General features: G+C 40.6%; 7 protein-coding genes. 3 read left to right on the plus strand and 4 right to left on the minus strand.

Going from position 1 to position 16,050, the window contains the following annotated elements; all coding sequences use genetic code 11:
• Window positions 1-85: 85 nt before the first annotated feature.
• The 3 genes from CDG76_RS28875 to CDG76_RS28885 form a co-directional block, all read right to left on the minus strand.
• Complete coding sequence (locus CDG76_RS28875) at window positions 86-1,531, minus strand: ABC transporter substrate-binding protein (protein WP_094352286.1); 1,446 nt, start codon at window positions 1,529-1,531, stop codon at window positions 86-88.
• A gap of 12 nt (window positions 1,532-1,543) precedes the next feature.
• Window positions 1,544-3,028, minus strand: coding sequence for a sugar ABC transporter substrate-binding protein (locus CDG76_RS28880; protein WP_223265436.1), 1,485 nt, complete (start codon window positions 3,026-3,028; stop codon window positions 1,544-1,546).
• Between the two features lie 278 nt (window positions 3,029-3,306).
• Window positions 3,307-6,117, minus strand: a complete 2,811-nt coding sequence (locus CDG76_RS28885) for a beta strand repeat-containing protein (protein WP_094352287.1) — start codon at window positions 6,115-6,117, stop codon at window positions 3,307-3,309.
• Between the two features lie 950 nt (window positions 6,118-7,067).
• Here CDG76_RS28885 and CDG76_RS36585 point away from each other — a divergent pair.
• Both CDG76_RS36585 and CDG76_RS28890 read left to right on the plus strand, forming a co-directional pair.
• A complete protein-coding gene (locus CDG76_RS36585; RefSeq protein WP_143854191.1) occupies window positions 7,068-7,274 on the plus strand; it encodes a hypothetical protein in 207 nt (68 codons plus the stop codon).
• Between the two features lie 546 nt (window positions 7,275-7,820).
• Window positions 7,821-8,186, plus strand: coding sequence for a hypothetical protein (locus tag CDG76_RS28890; RefSeq protein WP_094352314.1), 366 nt, complete (start codon window positions 7,821-7,823; stop codon window positions 8,184-8,186).
• A 529-nt stretch (window positions 8,187-8,715) separates the two neighbouring features.
• Here the strand turns inward: CDG76_RS28890 and CDG76_RS28900 are convergent.
• Window positions 8,716-14,148: a trifunctional serine/threonine-protein kinase/ATP-binding protein/sensor histidine kinase gene (locus CDG76_RS28900; protein ID WP_094352289.1), complete on the minus strand. Its 5,433-nt coding sequence runs from the start codon at window positions 14,146-14,148 to the stop codon at window positions 8,716-8,718.
• Window positions 14,149-14,452: 304 nt separating this feature from the next.
• Here CDG76_RS28900 and CDG76_RS28905 point away from each other — a divergent pair, with 304 nt between their 5' ends.
• On the plus strand, window positions 14,453-15,868 hold the full coding sequence (locus tag CDG76_RS28905; RefSeq protein ID WP_094352290.1) for a folate/biopterin family MFS transporter: 1,416 nt from the start codon (window positions 14,453-14,455) through the stop codon (window positions 15,866-15,868).
• Window positions 15,869-16,050: the final 182 nt, after the last annotated feature.

Here is a 16,050-nt window from a genome sequence, read left to right on the forward strand (position 1 = left end):
ACTTGTTTCTTATTCTAAAGATATTTATCTTTTTTATTATTCATGCAGATAGGTTATTCCTTTAGTTAATATAAATAATTATTGATTACCATTGAGCAAAAATTTGTTTGATCTGCTTAATTGCTTCATCAGTTGCTTGCTTTGGAGAAATTTTATCTACAATTATTCGATTAAGAGCTTTTCCCCAGATATTCTCCTCTAACACTACGCTGTATGCCGGGTTTTGGACATAATAAAACAACCGCGTTGAACCTTCCGTCATTGTCTTGACCGCAGTTGAAACGTGTGGGTCAGCTGGGTTTTTCCAAAATGGGTCTTGCCAAAGTGTCTTAATGACAGGTAAATTACAGCCTCCAGCAGCTTTCAGATACTTACCTATCACCTGTGATTGGGTGAGATATGCAAGAAAATCCAAAGCTTTTTTCTGTTGCTGGGAATCGGCGAACAAAACGGCTTGCCGAAGTGTGAGTAGATAACGCATTGGCTTGCCGTTGGGTTTGTTGGGAAATTTTAAAATACCAAGCTTATGGCGATAGGTGTCGGGATCTTGGCGCACAGAGCAAGGAATTGAGAGCGTATTGTTAGGAGTCATTACCACCATACGGTTGAGCAAGCTGCGATTATTATCTGGATTTAACCAATTGAGTGCATCTGGTGGCACATAACCTTGTTGGTAAAATTTGGTATACCAATCTAATACCTGGACAATTTTTTGTCTGACCTTTGGATCGTCGATCAGGAGTTTACCTTCTGAGTCGATAATTTGCACATCGTATGCTTCTAAAATATGCTCAAAAAAGATGTAGGTATCTGAAGCTCCAATAGAGAAAGGAAAACCTAACCCATAAATATTTGGTTTTTGCTGTTTTGCCCGCAGTTCGTTCTGCACTTTTTTCCAAAACTCCCAAAAACCATCCCAATCTTTGGGGATATCTCTTTCACTGCGACCTATTTGCTCTAGTAAGTCTCGCCAGTAAAAAATATGAGCCGTTGCCTGATTGATTGGAACTGCATAGTAACTTCGCTTTTTTGCAGCATTATTATAATAATTAACAGCTTGCAGAGCATATTCAGGATAAAGATTTTTGACTGGCTCAATTACATCCGTTACATCCGCTAGTTTCCCTTCCCAAGCCAGATATGGATTCAACGCTCTCTCAGCGCCGTAACTCATCATGATATCGGGTGGATTACCCGCGTGAATGGCCCTACGCGCCTTCTGCGGTAACTCATCGCCGATATAGAAGGAAAGCTTGACTTGATTACCAGTTTGTTTTTCCCAGTTGCTCACCAACTGCTTGATTGCTTCATCCTCATCGACAGTAAAACCTTTATCCCACCAAATCTTTAAAACTGTGTTGTCAGTACGGGAATGGGTGACTGAAGATTGTTTTAATTGAGAGGTGTTAGTACAAGCAATAATTATCAAGCTGAGTGTCAATATGATGAACACATATCTGCGATAATGGTAATATTGCGGCTGATTATGAAAGCCTTTAGCAATTTGACTAGCTTTTGTTTTAAATATCATCTTTATAAAAGCTTACTGCCATTGGTCAAAAATTTGCTTAATTCGTGCGATCGCTTCATCAGCTGCTTGCTCTGAAGAAATTTTATCTACAACAATTCGATTGAGCGCCTTACCCCAGACATTATCTTTTAAAACCAAGCTATAAGCTGGGTTTTGGACAAAATAAAATGGGCGAGTTTCTCTGTTGAGAAATATATTAATGGCAGCTGAGAGATAGGGATCTTTGGAATTTTTCCAAAAAGGATCTTCCCACGCCGATGTTAAAACTGGTAAATGACGACCTCCAGAAGCCTTGAGATAATTTCCCATCACTTCTGGTTGTATTAAGTATGCAAGAAACTCCTTAGCTAGTTTCTGTTTCTGAGAATCGGCAAATAAAAACGCTTCCTTAACCGTAATTAAGTAGCGCATTGGCAAACCATTGAGTTTATTTGGAAACTCTAAGATACCAAGCTTTTGATAATATGTATCAGGGTTTTGCCGCACAGCAGCAGGAATTGAAAGCGAGTTGTTAGGAGTCATAACCACGCTTTGATTGAGTAAGCTACGATTATTATCTGGATTCAACCAATTTATAGCATCTGGTGGGACGTAGCCTTGCTGATAAAAATTTGTGTACCATTTTAAGCTGTTAATAATACCTTGACGCACTTTCGGATCGTCAAGGAGCAGTTTATCCTTAGAATCTAAAATTTGCACATCGTATGCTTCTAAAATCTGCTCAAATAAGTAGTATGTATCAGCAGAACTAATGCCGAAGGTAAATCCTAAGCCATAAATATTCTGTTTTTTATCTGGTATTTGTTTTGTCCGCAAGTCATCCTGTATTTGTTTCCAAAGCTCCCAAAAATCATCCCAATCTTTTGGTATATCACTTTCTTTACGACCTATTTGCTTTAGCAAATCTCGCCAGTAGAAAATATGAATAGTTGCTTGGCTCATTGGCAGAGCATAATAGCTTCGCTTTTGAGTAACGTTGTTATAAAACTGAACACTTTTGAGGATTTTTTTCGGGTAAAAACTTTTAAGTGGCTCAATTACATCTGATACATCTGCTAGTTTGCCTTCCCAACTTAAACGGGGAATAATTTCTCGATCGGCAGTATAACTGGTAACAATATCAGGTAGGTTGCCAGCCTGAATTTCTCTTTGAATCTTCCGTGTTAGCTCATCTGTGGAATATAAAGAAAGCTTTATTTTGTTGCCAGTTTGTTTTTCCCACTCGCTAACTAGTTGCTTGAGGGCTTCATCTTCTTCCTGAGTAAAACCTTTATCCCACCAAATCCTTAAATCGGTAGTTTCACTGGATAACTTATTAAATGGAGAAGGGGAGGATTGATATGTGTTAGTGCAAGCAACAATTATCAAGCAGAGGATTAATGCTATGAGTGCGTAGCGACGGTTGGTTAGTCTTGGTACTACGCTAAAAGCTTCTTTAGCTCTCTGCTGACTCTTCAAGACTTGAGTAATCTGACTGGCTTTTTTTCTGGACACCACACTTATAGAGCTTATATTTAAACTGAATACATATACTCAATTTAAGGCTTTTTGTTGCTCTCTCAATAATTTACAAGCGATCGCTCTTAAAAGAGATGGGTAACTGCTTGCTCTTGGATAAGACGGAGCGCGTTAGCAACACATCGCCTCGCCATTTACACCGATTGGAATAATTATTGTACCGCGTGGTTTAATAATTCCATTGATAAATCAAATGCGAGGTGCTGAATATAACACCTCGCATTCTGAAGATTTCTATTTGACTGTAGGGTTGAGGATTAAACAACTAGCAAGTTATTTTGACTTAGTGACACTCCACCAGATAGTTGTGCAAATTGTACCTGAGCAAATCCACCCGCACTGCCATCTTGGTCAAAATATAGTGCGCCTGTAGTATTGTTATAGATAAATCGCTGATTGCTCGTTGTTGCAGATGCTCCAAGAGTAAAAGAGCTAGCTGAGAGTAAACCTGATGATAACGCGCCACCAAAACCAGCAGCCGATACCTGAATCAGTTCATTAGTCACGTTGAAGTTATAAATACTATCAACGCCTTCACTGAAACTATTGAAAACAAATGTATCAGTACCCGTTCCTCCATAAAGGTTATCATTACCTTTGCCACCTCTGAAGGTGTTTTTACCAGAAGCGCCAGAGGCTGTGAGAGTATCATTACCATCGCCTCCATCCAGTAGATTATTGCCTGATGAATAGTCAACAATCAAGCGATCGTCATTAGCACCACCATTGAGCGTATTATTCCCAGAGACAGTATAAGCTCCGTAGGAGGAATATAAGGAGGCTGAACCAGCGGCTGTCAGAGTATCATTGCCATCGCCCCCATTCAGTAGGTTATTGCCTGATGAATAGTTGGTAACTAAGTTATCATCACCAGCGCCACCATTGAGGGTATTTTTACCAGAGATAGCATCAAGAGAAAAATTGCCTCGGTAGTCGTCATAGGAGCCAGAGACATCAAGAGAATCATTATCATCACCACCAGAGAGCAAATTATTACCATTTGAATAGTCAGCACTCAAATAATCCTTACCTGCACCGCCGAGAATCGTGTTATTTCCACGTCCCCCAGCGAGGGTATCGTTGCCATTGCTCCCCACAATCAAATCATCGTATTCTGTACCTGAGATATTTAATTGTTCGATATTCTTGTAGCTCACCTGATTCGGGCCTGCTGTAATCGAACCAGCATTAGTAGCAGCATTGAATGTCGAAGTGATTCCCTGGCCGATGGAATAGTTATAGAAGGACAACAAATCGTCACCTTTCCCTCCATCTATGGTATCTTTGCCGCGATCGCCTCCGGTGAGTGTATCATTGCCATTGCCACCTACAATCAAGTCATTGTAGGCTGTACCTGAGATATTTAATCGTTCAATATTCTTGTAGCTAACCTGATTCGTACCTGATGTAATGGAGCCAGTGTTAGTAACAGCATTGAATGTCGTTGTGATTCCCTTACCGTCGCTAGAATTACTGTAATAATAGCCTTCCAATAAATCATCACCTTTTCCGCCATCGATAGTATCATTGCCACTACTACTCCCGTAGAGCGAGATAGTATCGTTGCCATTACTCCCCACAATCAAGTCATTGTAGGCTGTACCAGAGATATGTAATCCTTCGATATTCTTATAGTTAATCAGATCATTGCCCGCCCTAATGGAGCCAGTGTTAGTAGCAGCATTGAATGTTGAAGTGATTCCCCCACTAGGATAGATATACGAAACGCTCAACAAATCGTTACCTGTCCCCCCATCTACTGTTTGAGTCGCTAAGGAAGGTGGAGAAGTATATAGGACGAAAGAGAAGGAATCATTACCATTCTCTCCATTGAAAATGTTATTACCAAACCTACCCTCGGCTTTTTTGTCGTCGTAGTAGCCAGAGGCAAAGAAAGAATCATTACCATCCCCCCCATTGAGGATGTTATCGCCTGTTGAATAGTTAACACTCAATTGATCGTCACCAGCACCACCATTGAGAGTGTTATCACCGGAGGTAAAAGAGGCGGAATAGTCGTATTCGCGAGAGGCGCTAAGAGAATCATTGCCATCTCCTCCATTGAGGATGTTATCGCCTGTTGAATAGTTAGCATCTAATTGATCGTCACCAGCACCACCGTTGAGGGTGTTATTGCCATCTGTCTTAGACGCAGAGAGATTATCATTGCCATCTTCTCCATTGAGAATGTTATCGCCTGTTGAAGAGGTAGCACTGAATTGATCGTTACCAGCACCACCGTTAAGGATGTTATCGCTGGTTGAATAATCAACATTCAAGTAATCGTTACCTTCACCGCCAAAAATCGTATCATTGCCATAATTTAAATCATTGCCACTACTGCCTCCGAAGAGTAAATCGTTGCCATTGCTCCCGACAATAAAATCAGCGTAGGTTGTACCTCTAATTTCTAATTGTTCGATATTGTTGTAGTTAATCCGATTTGTGCCAGACCTAATTGAGCCACTGTTAGTAGCAGCATCAAAACTCGAAGTGATTGCTTTAGTAGCACGGGTGTAATATACAGACAAGTAATCCTGACCTGTTTCTCCATTTACACTTTGAGTCGTTAAGGAATAGGGGGCAGTTTTTGAGGCGGACAAATAGAACGTGTCATTACCAGCGCCTCCATTTAGAGTGTTTCTACCCCGGACTTCATCAGCGTAAAAGGAATCATCGCCGTCTTTGCCTGAAACTGTATTGTTGCCAGCAGAATAGCTAATATCAAGGTAGTCATCCCCTACATCTCCACTGAGGATGTTATTTCCAGAAGAATAGGAAGCATCAAGGGTATCATTTCCCTCATCACCCCGCAGCAGGTTATTACCAGTACCACCACGTAGGGAGTCACTACCCGTACCACCACGGAGAGAGTCGTTATCCGTACCACCAAGGAGAGTATCATTGCCTGCACCACCAATGAGGGTATCATTTCCGGCATCACCGCTTAAAAGGTCGTTGCCATTTTTGCCATCGATGATATCATTACCTACCTTAGCGTTGATTGTATCTGCATCCTGAGTACCCAGTAGAGTATCCTTACCGTTGGTTCCAATGATATTCACCATAACTCTCACCTTCCTGAATTGATATTTTGAGTAACTTCAGCTATTAACTTGTTGTTAATGTTGTTTAAAAACGCACAGAAATCGCCGAGAGTTAACGCTTTCGACATACTTTTATGTCACCCTTGAGGGCTAGCAATTTTCTCGAAGATTTACCCTATTGATAAGCTTGTAAGCAGGACTTATCTAACTGACTTGAAAAAGGCAGGAGGCAGGAGGTTCAAAGTTAAAGTCTTTACCTATTCCCTATTTCCTTTTTCATTCGTTATTTGTATACCAGTAATAATGCTATTTACGACTATCTAAGTCTTAAGCATTGTACATATTTATGAGCGTGTATTTAGGAAAACAGATGGTTTCACGCTTTTTTTATCATTCTTGATCCGCAGATCAACCCAGCCATCACTGAACAAAATGCCGAAAAATTAAGCTTGAATGCTTAAAACCAACACTTCATATTTCTTATCAAAGCGTAGCCCTACTGTCGTAAATATAGAGAATAATTCACTTTCGATAGGGAAAGAATTTTTATGCAATTGTTGTGGACTGTTGCCCGTGGGTGTGTAGCTTAAAAATAAGAAACATCTAAATAACACTTTGATAACCATATCTGAATATTTACTGAGATGTCCACACTTAAAGACATATCTTTGCATACTCTTCACATTATTTGCCGATCGGTATAATGTCAGTACTTATCTTTATGTGTTCTTCATGTCTTGATAACCACTAGTACCGCAAGGCGGAATTAAAAATTAAAAATTAAAAATTAAAAATTAATACAGCGTAAGCATTTCATTGGTTTTGAATGGGTGGTTTATTTACGCCGTGCTGTACTAGTAACTCAGAATGCAGCAGCTAAATAGCAGCTAAACAGTTGTTTGATTTACTCGTGTAGCGTGTCGTCCCCCTAGTAGACAAGCAAGCTGTAAGAGTTTTTTAAATCTGGGGTTATGCTGCGAGGTTCTGACGACCAGTTACAGGAGTTGAAAGCGATGCCTACGGCAACCCGTTCGCGTAGCGTCTCCGACAGGAGAAGCGGGAACGCACTGGAGCATTGGTATGACTATCTCCCAAACAAACATACCCGCGTAGTCCGTCCTAGCGATCGCACAGAAATTACTGAGGACGGTGGATCTGAAACTGGGCTATATTGGTAGGCTTTGAACAAAAATAGATTTTTATAAAAAATAACAGTCGCCAGGGAATGAAAGCGTATTAAATAATGGATTTCTTTGACCATGCCAATCTAAACAAGAATGCAATATCAATATATAGATAAGACCTTAACGTAGTATAAGACTGTAGTGGCATCTCTGCACGCGATCTGTTTGAGATTGTCACGCACAAACCCTGATTATTTCAAGGTTCGTGCGATCGCAAACGAAGAGTCATATCATGTCCGGCTAATTAATTATAATTCCCTTTCTCTATGCAGAAATCCCAAAAACTCATCCCCTCTGCGGTCTTAATGATAAGTCTTTAACCAGACATGATATTCAATGGTGCCCCTACGGGCGTACCTCACGTAAACGAGAACTGCTATAAATAAATGTAAAGAATAAGTTGGCATTGCATAAACTTTGCTTTCTAGCTTGATGAATTAACTAAGAAGCTAAAAAGTTGAAGGTACAAGATTGAAAATATCTTGTTATCTCCTTAATTAGTTGATTCAACAAGAACATAGTTCTTTTACAGGAGAAAAAATGAGTACATTAGAGCAAAGTCTTAGTCAATTTCGAGCTTTACCAAAACCAGAGTCATCTCGATTAATTGACTTTGAAGAAGCAGAAATTCGTCCTGGTATAGTAAGTGGCACTTATATTTTAGTTGTCAGAGGGACGAAACCATACTTGAATTTGGAAGTGAATCTTGTACCACTTGTATACGTCCAGCAACCTGAATATTGGGGAGTTGAGGTCGTTGGCACTTTGCCCGGAATCGGACTACCAGCTACCGCACCTTATACAGTTTCTCTGCCAGTAGACGGTATTCGTGGCAAACAAGGTATTGAAGTTATTGGTGCTAATGGTTCCAAGCAACTGCCTTTTCTAGATGTTAAGCATTCCTAATTCCCGATATGAATATGTGTAGAACCACCATCTTAAAAGCTGTTACAAAAGCTTAAAAATCGCCCGAAAATTTATTTTCAGGCTAAAAGCTCAAGTTGGTTTAAACGGACTAAGAATATTTGATTAGTCCGTTTAAACCAATTCTTGCTATTAGAGGTTGTTTGAAAAGTCTAATTTATATCATGTCCGCATAATTAGTTATGCTAACCACAGTCATTGCACCCCACACGCCAGTCGCTCATGGGGGAAACCCCCAAGACCGCGCTGGCTCCCCTTAATCCCCTCCCCGCTCTTCGGGAGGGGAGACAAAGCGTAGCTTTGGCGGGGGTGGGGTTCTTCAGGTTTAATAAGCAATTAAGCGGACATGATATTACGCAAAGTCTCCAACGCCACTTGCTACAACGCGGGGAACCCGCGCAACGCAGTGGCTCCCCAACCTACAATTTTTTTGCAACACTTTAGCCTAGACAGTCCATTACAAGACTACCGAGATTTTTTCAGAAATCAAATATGATTCCTATAGGTAGAGTTAAAATACTGGAATCTCAATGACAAATTCTGTTCCTTCACCAAGTACAGAATTGCAACTCAAGCTTCCATCATGGGTTTCCTCAACAATTTGACGAGCGATCGCTAATCCTAATCCCGTTCCTTTCCCAACCTCTTTGGTTGTAAATAGGTGGTCGAAGATCCGCAATCTAATTTCCTCTGACATCCCTTGACCATTATCTTTCATACGAATTATTACCGTTTGTTCGTTACTGGATACTTCAGTTTGAATCAGTATTTGCTGACGATCGCCTTGCACTTGGGCAAAAGAACGCCCCTCAATGGATGCATCGAAGACATCAATTGCATTTGCAAGGATGTTCATAAATACTTGATTTAGCTGTCCTAAAAAGCACTCGACAGGAGGTAAATTCCCGTATTCAGTGATGACTTCGATCGCTGGACGTTTTTCGTTAGCTTTGAGGCGATATTTCAAAATTAACAGAGTACTCTCAATCCCTTCATGGAGGTTACAAGCAACTTTTTCGGCTGTATCGGCTCTGGAGAAGGTGCGGAGACTGGTACTAATATCTTTAATTCGTTCTGAAGCCACCTTCATCGAACTTACTAGCTTTGGTAAATCTTCAATCAAGAATTCGAGGTCAATTTTTTCGCCATGCTCAATGACTGCGATCGCCGGAGTGGGATGATGTTGTTTAAACAATTGGATATGGGCGAGTAAGTCTTGAGTATACTCTTCGGCATTGTGGAGGCTACCTTCCAGAAATCCAATGGGATTATTAATTTCATGTGCCACACCTGCAACCAAATTGCCCAAGGTTGCCATTTTTTCGTTTTGCACCATTTGTAATTGAGCTTGCTCAAGTTCTTGCAGCGATCGCTCTAGTTGATGAGCATAATTCTGGTATTCTTGATAAAGGCGGGCATTTTCTAGAGAGATGGCAGCTTGAGCGCATAGCAGTTGGATAACTTCGGTGCGATCGCGAGTAAATGCACCAATTGTTAGCGGATTTTCTAGATATAGCAGCCCAATGATTTTTCCCTGATTTAATATCGGCGTACACAACACACTCTTAGGTTGTTGCTGCATGAAATATGGATCGGCGATAAAATCAGTTTGTGCTGTTGCATCATCCAGAACAACAGTTTTTAAACTGTGTTTGACAAAGTTCATCAGTGTAATGGGAATATCTTCGCTGGTTGACAGTGGTACAGATAATAGGGTGACTCCTTCATCAATAGTGGCTATGGCTTCAACCACTAAATTTTCCTGTTTGAGTACAAGTAATGCAGCTTTTTGTGCCCCAGCATTTTCCATCACTACTTGCAAAAGTGTAGTGAGTAATTGCTCTAATTCAATTTCACTGGATAGAGCTTGTGAGGCTTTTAAGATGGTGGACAAATCGAGGGCTTCCGAAATACTGCTGCTAGAAAGGTTTGTGTGGATGGTTTGATTTGGTAATAATGATGCATCGACAGTTGAACTCAGTTGAAAGTGATTAATTTGCCCTTGTAAGATAGGAATAAGCAGTTGAGGATAGCGTTTTTCTAAGTCTTCAGTTTTAGCTTTAGCGCCCCAACGTGCATAGCAGTAATAAGCTTCTTGCATATAAACTTGGGCGATTTTTTCTTTGTCCCAGTTGAGGTAAAACTTCGCCGCTAGTTCATTACTCAAGGCTTCTTCTTGGATATATGCATGTTCTTTCGCTAGAGTTATGGCGCGATTGTACAATTCCATTGCTTTATTTTTATGCAGCAAAATCCGCTGCCGTTCTGCTTCAACTAAATAAAATTTGTGTTGATGATTCATTGGGGCATGATGCGCCCATTTTTTCAGCTTTTTCTGATGGGATGTGACTTTTTTAAGAATCTGTTTTTGCTCATTAGCCGTTGCTGTTGGATAGAGAATTAGTTGGGTTAACGCCTCATAAAAATAAACTATTGGTACAACTGCTGCCGATGTTACCCCATCTAAATAAGTTATTGCCTGAATTGCTGCCTCAGATGCTCTGGTATAATTTTCAAACAGGTAGCAAAGTATCAATTCATTGGTATAGCTAAAGCTCAATCCAGTGCGATCGCCTGCTTGCTCTTGTAATGAACGGATAGTTTGGGCATCATAAACAGCACCTGATAAGTAACTGGGATCGGTAGATTGTCCTAACAAATTCAAGATGGCTTGACGAAATGAATTAATATAAGTCTGGGGTTTTTCTTGTCTAAAATGGCTGTAGACTTCAGCATAGTCACCCATCTGTTTTTCTAACTCAGCCAATTCTTGCCCTATAAAGTATCCATGAAAACTACAGCTATAGCTAGCCCAAGCCGCATATTCAATATCTCCGGTTTCTAAACCCACTTGATAGGCTTCAATTAACGGTGCAATTGTGTCTTTAAGGGGTTGATGCCAGTGATTAATAAATGTTTGAACAATGAAGAAAGTTCTAGCTTTGAATTCCTTGCTATGGAATTTTTCAAGAACTTGTAATGCTAATTGACCAAATTTATAACCTGTCTCAATATTTCCCAGAATGCCACACTCAATCAATCCATACCAGGCATAGCCAAATGCAGATGCGGCAGCATTGCCGTACTGCATCGATAAATTGACTTCGCTCAAGATTATTGGTGGCAGTAAATCTGGACGAGCAATATAAGCCGTTGAATTCGTACTAGCCAAAATTCGGATTGCTGCTAGTTGTTTATCCCCAGTCATATTAGGTAAATCAATCAAACTTAAAGGAGATTTACCTACAAATCGTAATTTTGTTTGGGCTAGATTGAGTAATGTTTGTATTTTATTTGCTTGATGAGATAGTTTCACACCTAAGAGATTTAGCAGTGCGATCGCAGTCCGAATTGAATCATCAAAACGACTCTGAGCTAAATAAGATTGGATTTGAATCTCAATCGATTTCACCTGATCTATTAAGACTTTAGCATGTTGTTGCACTTGCTCAACAAACCCTTCTACCTCGTCAAACTGGCCCATAAGATAGGCTGCCGAAGCGGCTTCTTCATACAAGGCTAATGTGAGTGAATACTGTTGTTGCCAGCTATCTTTTCTCAATAGCTGAATACCGCAACTGATATATTCTATTGCATTCGTATAAGCAGTAGATAGTTTGGCTTTTTGCCCAGCCAGCAAATTTAACTCTGCTAATTGATCTCGCTCAGACTGTTGAGTTATTAGCTTTACACCAATATTTAACTGATTAACAATCTCAAAAATTCTCTCTTCCTGCTTTTGAATCGGTATTTTGCTTAATAGCAGTTGGCCAATTTGCAGATGGATAGATTGCTTTTTTGACTCTGGGATCAACGCATAAGCTGCTTGTTGAACGCGATCGTGTAAAAATTTATAGTTTACAGTAAGCGCACTTTGTACTAAATCCTGTGTTTCTCGCCCGACATAAAATTTGTAAACTTCACTTTGGGGCAGAATTAATCCCTCTTGTAATGCTTTCCAGAGAAATGTTGCTGTTTCGGTTTCAGAATTTTCAGAAACAATTGCCAATGTTGCCAAATCAAATTGATTACCAATACAAGCCGCTAATTTCAAAACATTCTGCGTTGATTCTGATAATTTTCGCAACTGCAATACCATAAAATCAACTACATCATCTGTCAGGGCTAACGCCTTCATCTGGGCAATATCACACTGCCAACTGCCGCTATTTAAATCAAATTTAATTAGCTGATCTTGATGCAGTGCTTTGAAAAATTGTGTACTAAAAAATGGATTACCTTTGGTTTTCTGATATACTAACTGTGTTAAGATTTCTGTAGTTTCTAGCGAACAGTTTAGAGTATCGGCAACCAATTGATTTAAACTAGCTTCACTCAGCGGTGCTAATGTAATTTTGTTAATAGTAGCATTAGCTTTGGCAATTTCATCTAATGTCAACATCAATGGATGGGCAGCAGAAACTTCATTGTCTCGATAAGCTCCAATTAATAATAAATATCCTGAGTTTGACTCATTCATTAGTAACTGGATCAACTTCATTGATGCTGAATCAGCCCACTGCATATCATCTAAAAATATGACTAGGGGATGTTCTTTGGTAGTGAATACTTGAATAAACCTTTGTAATAATAAATTAAACCGATTCTGGGCTGCATTTGCTGAAAGTTCCGTTGCCGGTGGTTGTTGGCCAATAATTTGTTCTAGTTCGGGAATTACCTCAAGAATGACTTGCCCCTGATCGCCCAGCACTTGTAAAATTTTATTTTTCCAAGTTGACAAATGGACATCACTTTCACTCAGCAATTGTCCCATTAAGTCTCGAAACGCCTGCACAAAAGCAAAAAAGGGAATATTCCGATTAAATTGGTCAAATTTGCCTTTGATGAAGTAGCCCCGCTGCCGGACAATGGGTTTGTGAACCTCGTTAACAATTGCTGTTTTACCAATACCAGAAAAACCAGCCACCAGCATTAATTCCGTCTGATTGTTGGTAACACGTTCAAATGCTTTGAGCAGAGTTTCAACTTCATGCTCGCGACCATAGAGTTTTTCTGGGATAATAAAGCGATCGCACACATCCCGTTGAGCAATTGGGAAACTTGCAATTTTCCCCGTCTCCTTGAGTTGAGCCAAACAATTTTCTAAATCATATTTTAGCCCGAATGCGCTCTGATAGCGGTCTTCAGCATTTTTCGCCATCAGTTTCATCACGATATCACACAGAACTTGAGGAATCTCTTTCCTATTCCCTGTTCCCTGTCCCCTCTCCCCTAAAAGTGGTGGAAGTTTGGCAATATGACAATGCACCAATTCCATCGGATCGTGCGATTGAAATGGTAATTCCCTTGATAGCAGCTCATAAAAAGTTACACCTAAAGAATAAAAATCAGTACGGTAATCAATCCCCCGATTCATTCGTCCGGTTTGCTCTGGAGACAAATAGCCGAGTGTTCCTTCTAATACATTAGGACTCATCAGGATTTGAGTTTCTCGTGGCAGCAGAGATGCAATACTAAAGTCAATTAACTTAACTTCTTTAGTTTCTGGATTAATTAAAACATTGGCGGGTTTAATATCTTTGTGAATAATCCGATGATGAATTAGGATATCTAATGCATCACACAGAGCGATCGCTAAAAGTAAAAATTCTTGTAAAGACACCATATTTGCCGTCTGGTAACAAGCAAAATAATCTTTCAGAGAAATCCCACCAAAATCTTCCATTACCAACGCATAACCATTTTGATACGCCTCCAGACTGTAGGTTTGGACGATCGCAGATGAGTTAAGATTTTTGGCAATTGTGTACTGATTGCGAAACTGCAACAGATCGCTGAAACTGGGATATGAATTTTTTAGCAGTTTAATTACTACAGGTAATGAGTCAGTTTCTCGATACCCTCGATAAACTAGAGTTCTAGAACCATTGTAGATTTCTTCAGTTATGTCGTATCCGGGAATACTGACCATGCTGCTGACCATACTGCTAAACCGTGGTAATTTCTGAATTTATTGTTCCCAAATCAGTAACGCCAGTTTATGTGTGTCTTTTGAGACAAGTCACAGGGGCAAATCATCGCAGTAGATAGAACTGTATTTGATGTCCCAAATTCAAAGCAGAATAGCCGTTCAGAAACGAGAACATCTTCCTAGAAGAAAAAAAAGTTGTTAGAAAAGCCTTAAATAATACTCCACGAAGAAACCAAAGGAAAAAGGTGAGAAAAAACCCACCTCCTCGGAATCGATATGATAGACAAGTAAATAAAAATTAAAAAATATTTATCGAATGGTAGATCAATCATCTGGCTTGTCCAAGGTCAAAGACTCATTAACACAAAAAATCTTCTTGGGTAATGAACCAAATGCGGAGTTAATTGCAATTCTCACCGTTTACTTTGTTCAAGGAATTTTAGGGCTATCGCGTCTAGCCGTTAGCTTTTTCCTCAAAGATGAACTAATGCTGAGTCCAGTCCAGGTGTCGGCGCTATTGGGAATTGTCTTCCTACCTTGGATGATCAAGCCGGTGTTTGGTTTTATCTCTGATGGCTTGCCTATATTTGGCTATCGTCGCCGTCCTTACTTGATTTTATCGGGGATACTGGGAACTGCTTCTTGGATGAGTCTGGCCACAATAGTTAATACTAGCTGGGCAGCTACCTTAGCGATCGCTCTTAGTTCTCTTAGTGTCGCCATGAGTGATGTCATCGTTGACTCGCTAGTTGTAGAACGAGCCAGAGACGAATCGCAAGCAAAAGCGGGTTCACTACAATCTCTCTGCTGGGGTGCTTCTGCGATCGGAGGTTTAATAACAGCCTACTCTAGCGGTCTACTACTCCAATACTTTACTACCCGTACCGTCTTTGGGATTACCGCTTTATTTCCGCTGATCGTTTCAGGGGTGGCTTGGTTAATTGCTGAGTCCCCCGTTAACCAAGATGCTGAAGATAGTAATCAGACCAACCCTTTACCAATCAAACATCAACTGGAGCAGCTACGCCAAGCCATTAGTCAAAAAACAATTTGGCTACCAATGGCATTTATCTTCATCTGGCAAGCTACCCCAAATGCTGAATCAGCCTTTTTCTACTTCTCTACCAACGAACTTCACTTTGAACCAGAATTCTTGGGGCGAGTAAACTTGGTGGGAAGTTTTGCTTCTTTGGCAGGTGTTTGGATTTTTCAACGTTTCCTCAAAAGCATCCCTTTTCGCGTGATTTTTGCTTGGAGTACTGTCCTTTCGTCACTTTTGGGGATGACGATGCTGTTGTTGGTGACTCACACAAACAGGCTATTGGGTATAGATGACCACTGGTTTAGTTTGGGTGATAGCCTGATTCTGACTGTGATGGGGAAAATTGTCTTTATGCAAGTGATGGTTCTAGCAGCAAGGCTTTGTCCTTCTGGAGTAGAAGCAACATTATTTGCCTTGTTAATGTCAGTCTATAATTCAGCCGGAACAGTTTCTCAAGCATTCGGGGCATTAATCACGTATTGGCTGGGGATCACCGCAACAAACTTTGAGTCACTTTGGCTATTGGTGCTAATTACTAATCTCAGCACCCTATTACCCCTACCATTTATCAACTGGCTACCTGCTGCTGAAGAACAAACTGAGACATTCAAAGATGGGGAAGAAGCGTTTTTGCCAGATTTGATGTCTGAATTGGTACTGAGAGAACCAGAGTCGAAAATAGTCGAATAGTGTCAAAAGAAGCAGGGGAGCAGCACTTCGGCTACGCTCAGTGACCGAGGAGCAGGGAGCAAGGGGGAGGGACTGAGACGGAGCTTGTACTCCGCCCCAGTCAAGCGACCACCGAAGGAGGGGGTTGTACCCATGTTCCAATGCAGCTTCACGGCTTCTCTGCGAGACGCTGCGCGAACGGG

This window comes from Nostoc sp. 'Peltigera membranacea cyanobiont' 210A (assembly GCF_002246015.1).
In the GTDB taxonomy this organism is placed as follows: domain Bacteria; phylum Cyanobacteriota; class Cyanobacteriia; order Cyanobacteriales; family Nostocaceae; genus Nostoc.

Excerpts from the sequence above, each read along its gene's own strand:
- CDG76_RS36585 (WP_143854191.1), top strand. The coding sequence starts at position 7,068 with ATGCTGCGAGGTTCTGACGACCAGTTACAGGAGTTGAAAGCGATGCCT.
- CDG76_RS28875 (WP_094352286.1), bottom strand. The coding sequence starts at position 1,531 with ATGATATTTAAAACAAAAGCTAGTCAAATTGCTAAAGGCTTTCATAAT.
- CDG76_RS28905 (WP_094352290.1), top strand. The coding sequence starts at position 14,453 with ATGGTAGATCAATCATCTGGCTTGTCCAAGGTCAAAGACTCATTAACA.
- CDG76_RS28885 (WP_094352287.1), bottom strand. The coding sequence starts at position 6,117 with ATGGTGAATATCATTGGAACCAACGGTAAGGATACTCTACTGGGTACT.
- CDG76_RS28890 (WP_094352314.1), top strand. The coding sequence starts at position 7,821 with ATGAGTACATTAGAGCAAAGTCTTAGTCAATTTCGAGCTTTACCAAAA.
- CDG76_RS28900 (WP_094352289.1), bottom strand. The coding sequence starts at position 14,148 with ATGGTCAGCAGCATGGTCAGTATTCCCGGATACGACATAACTGAAGAA.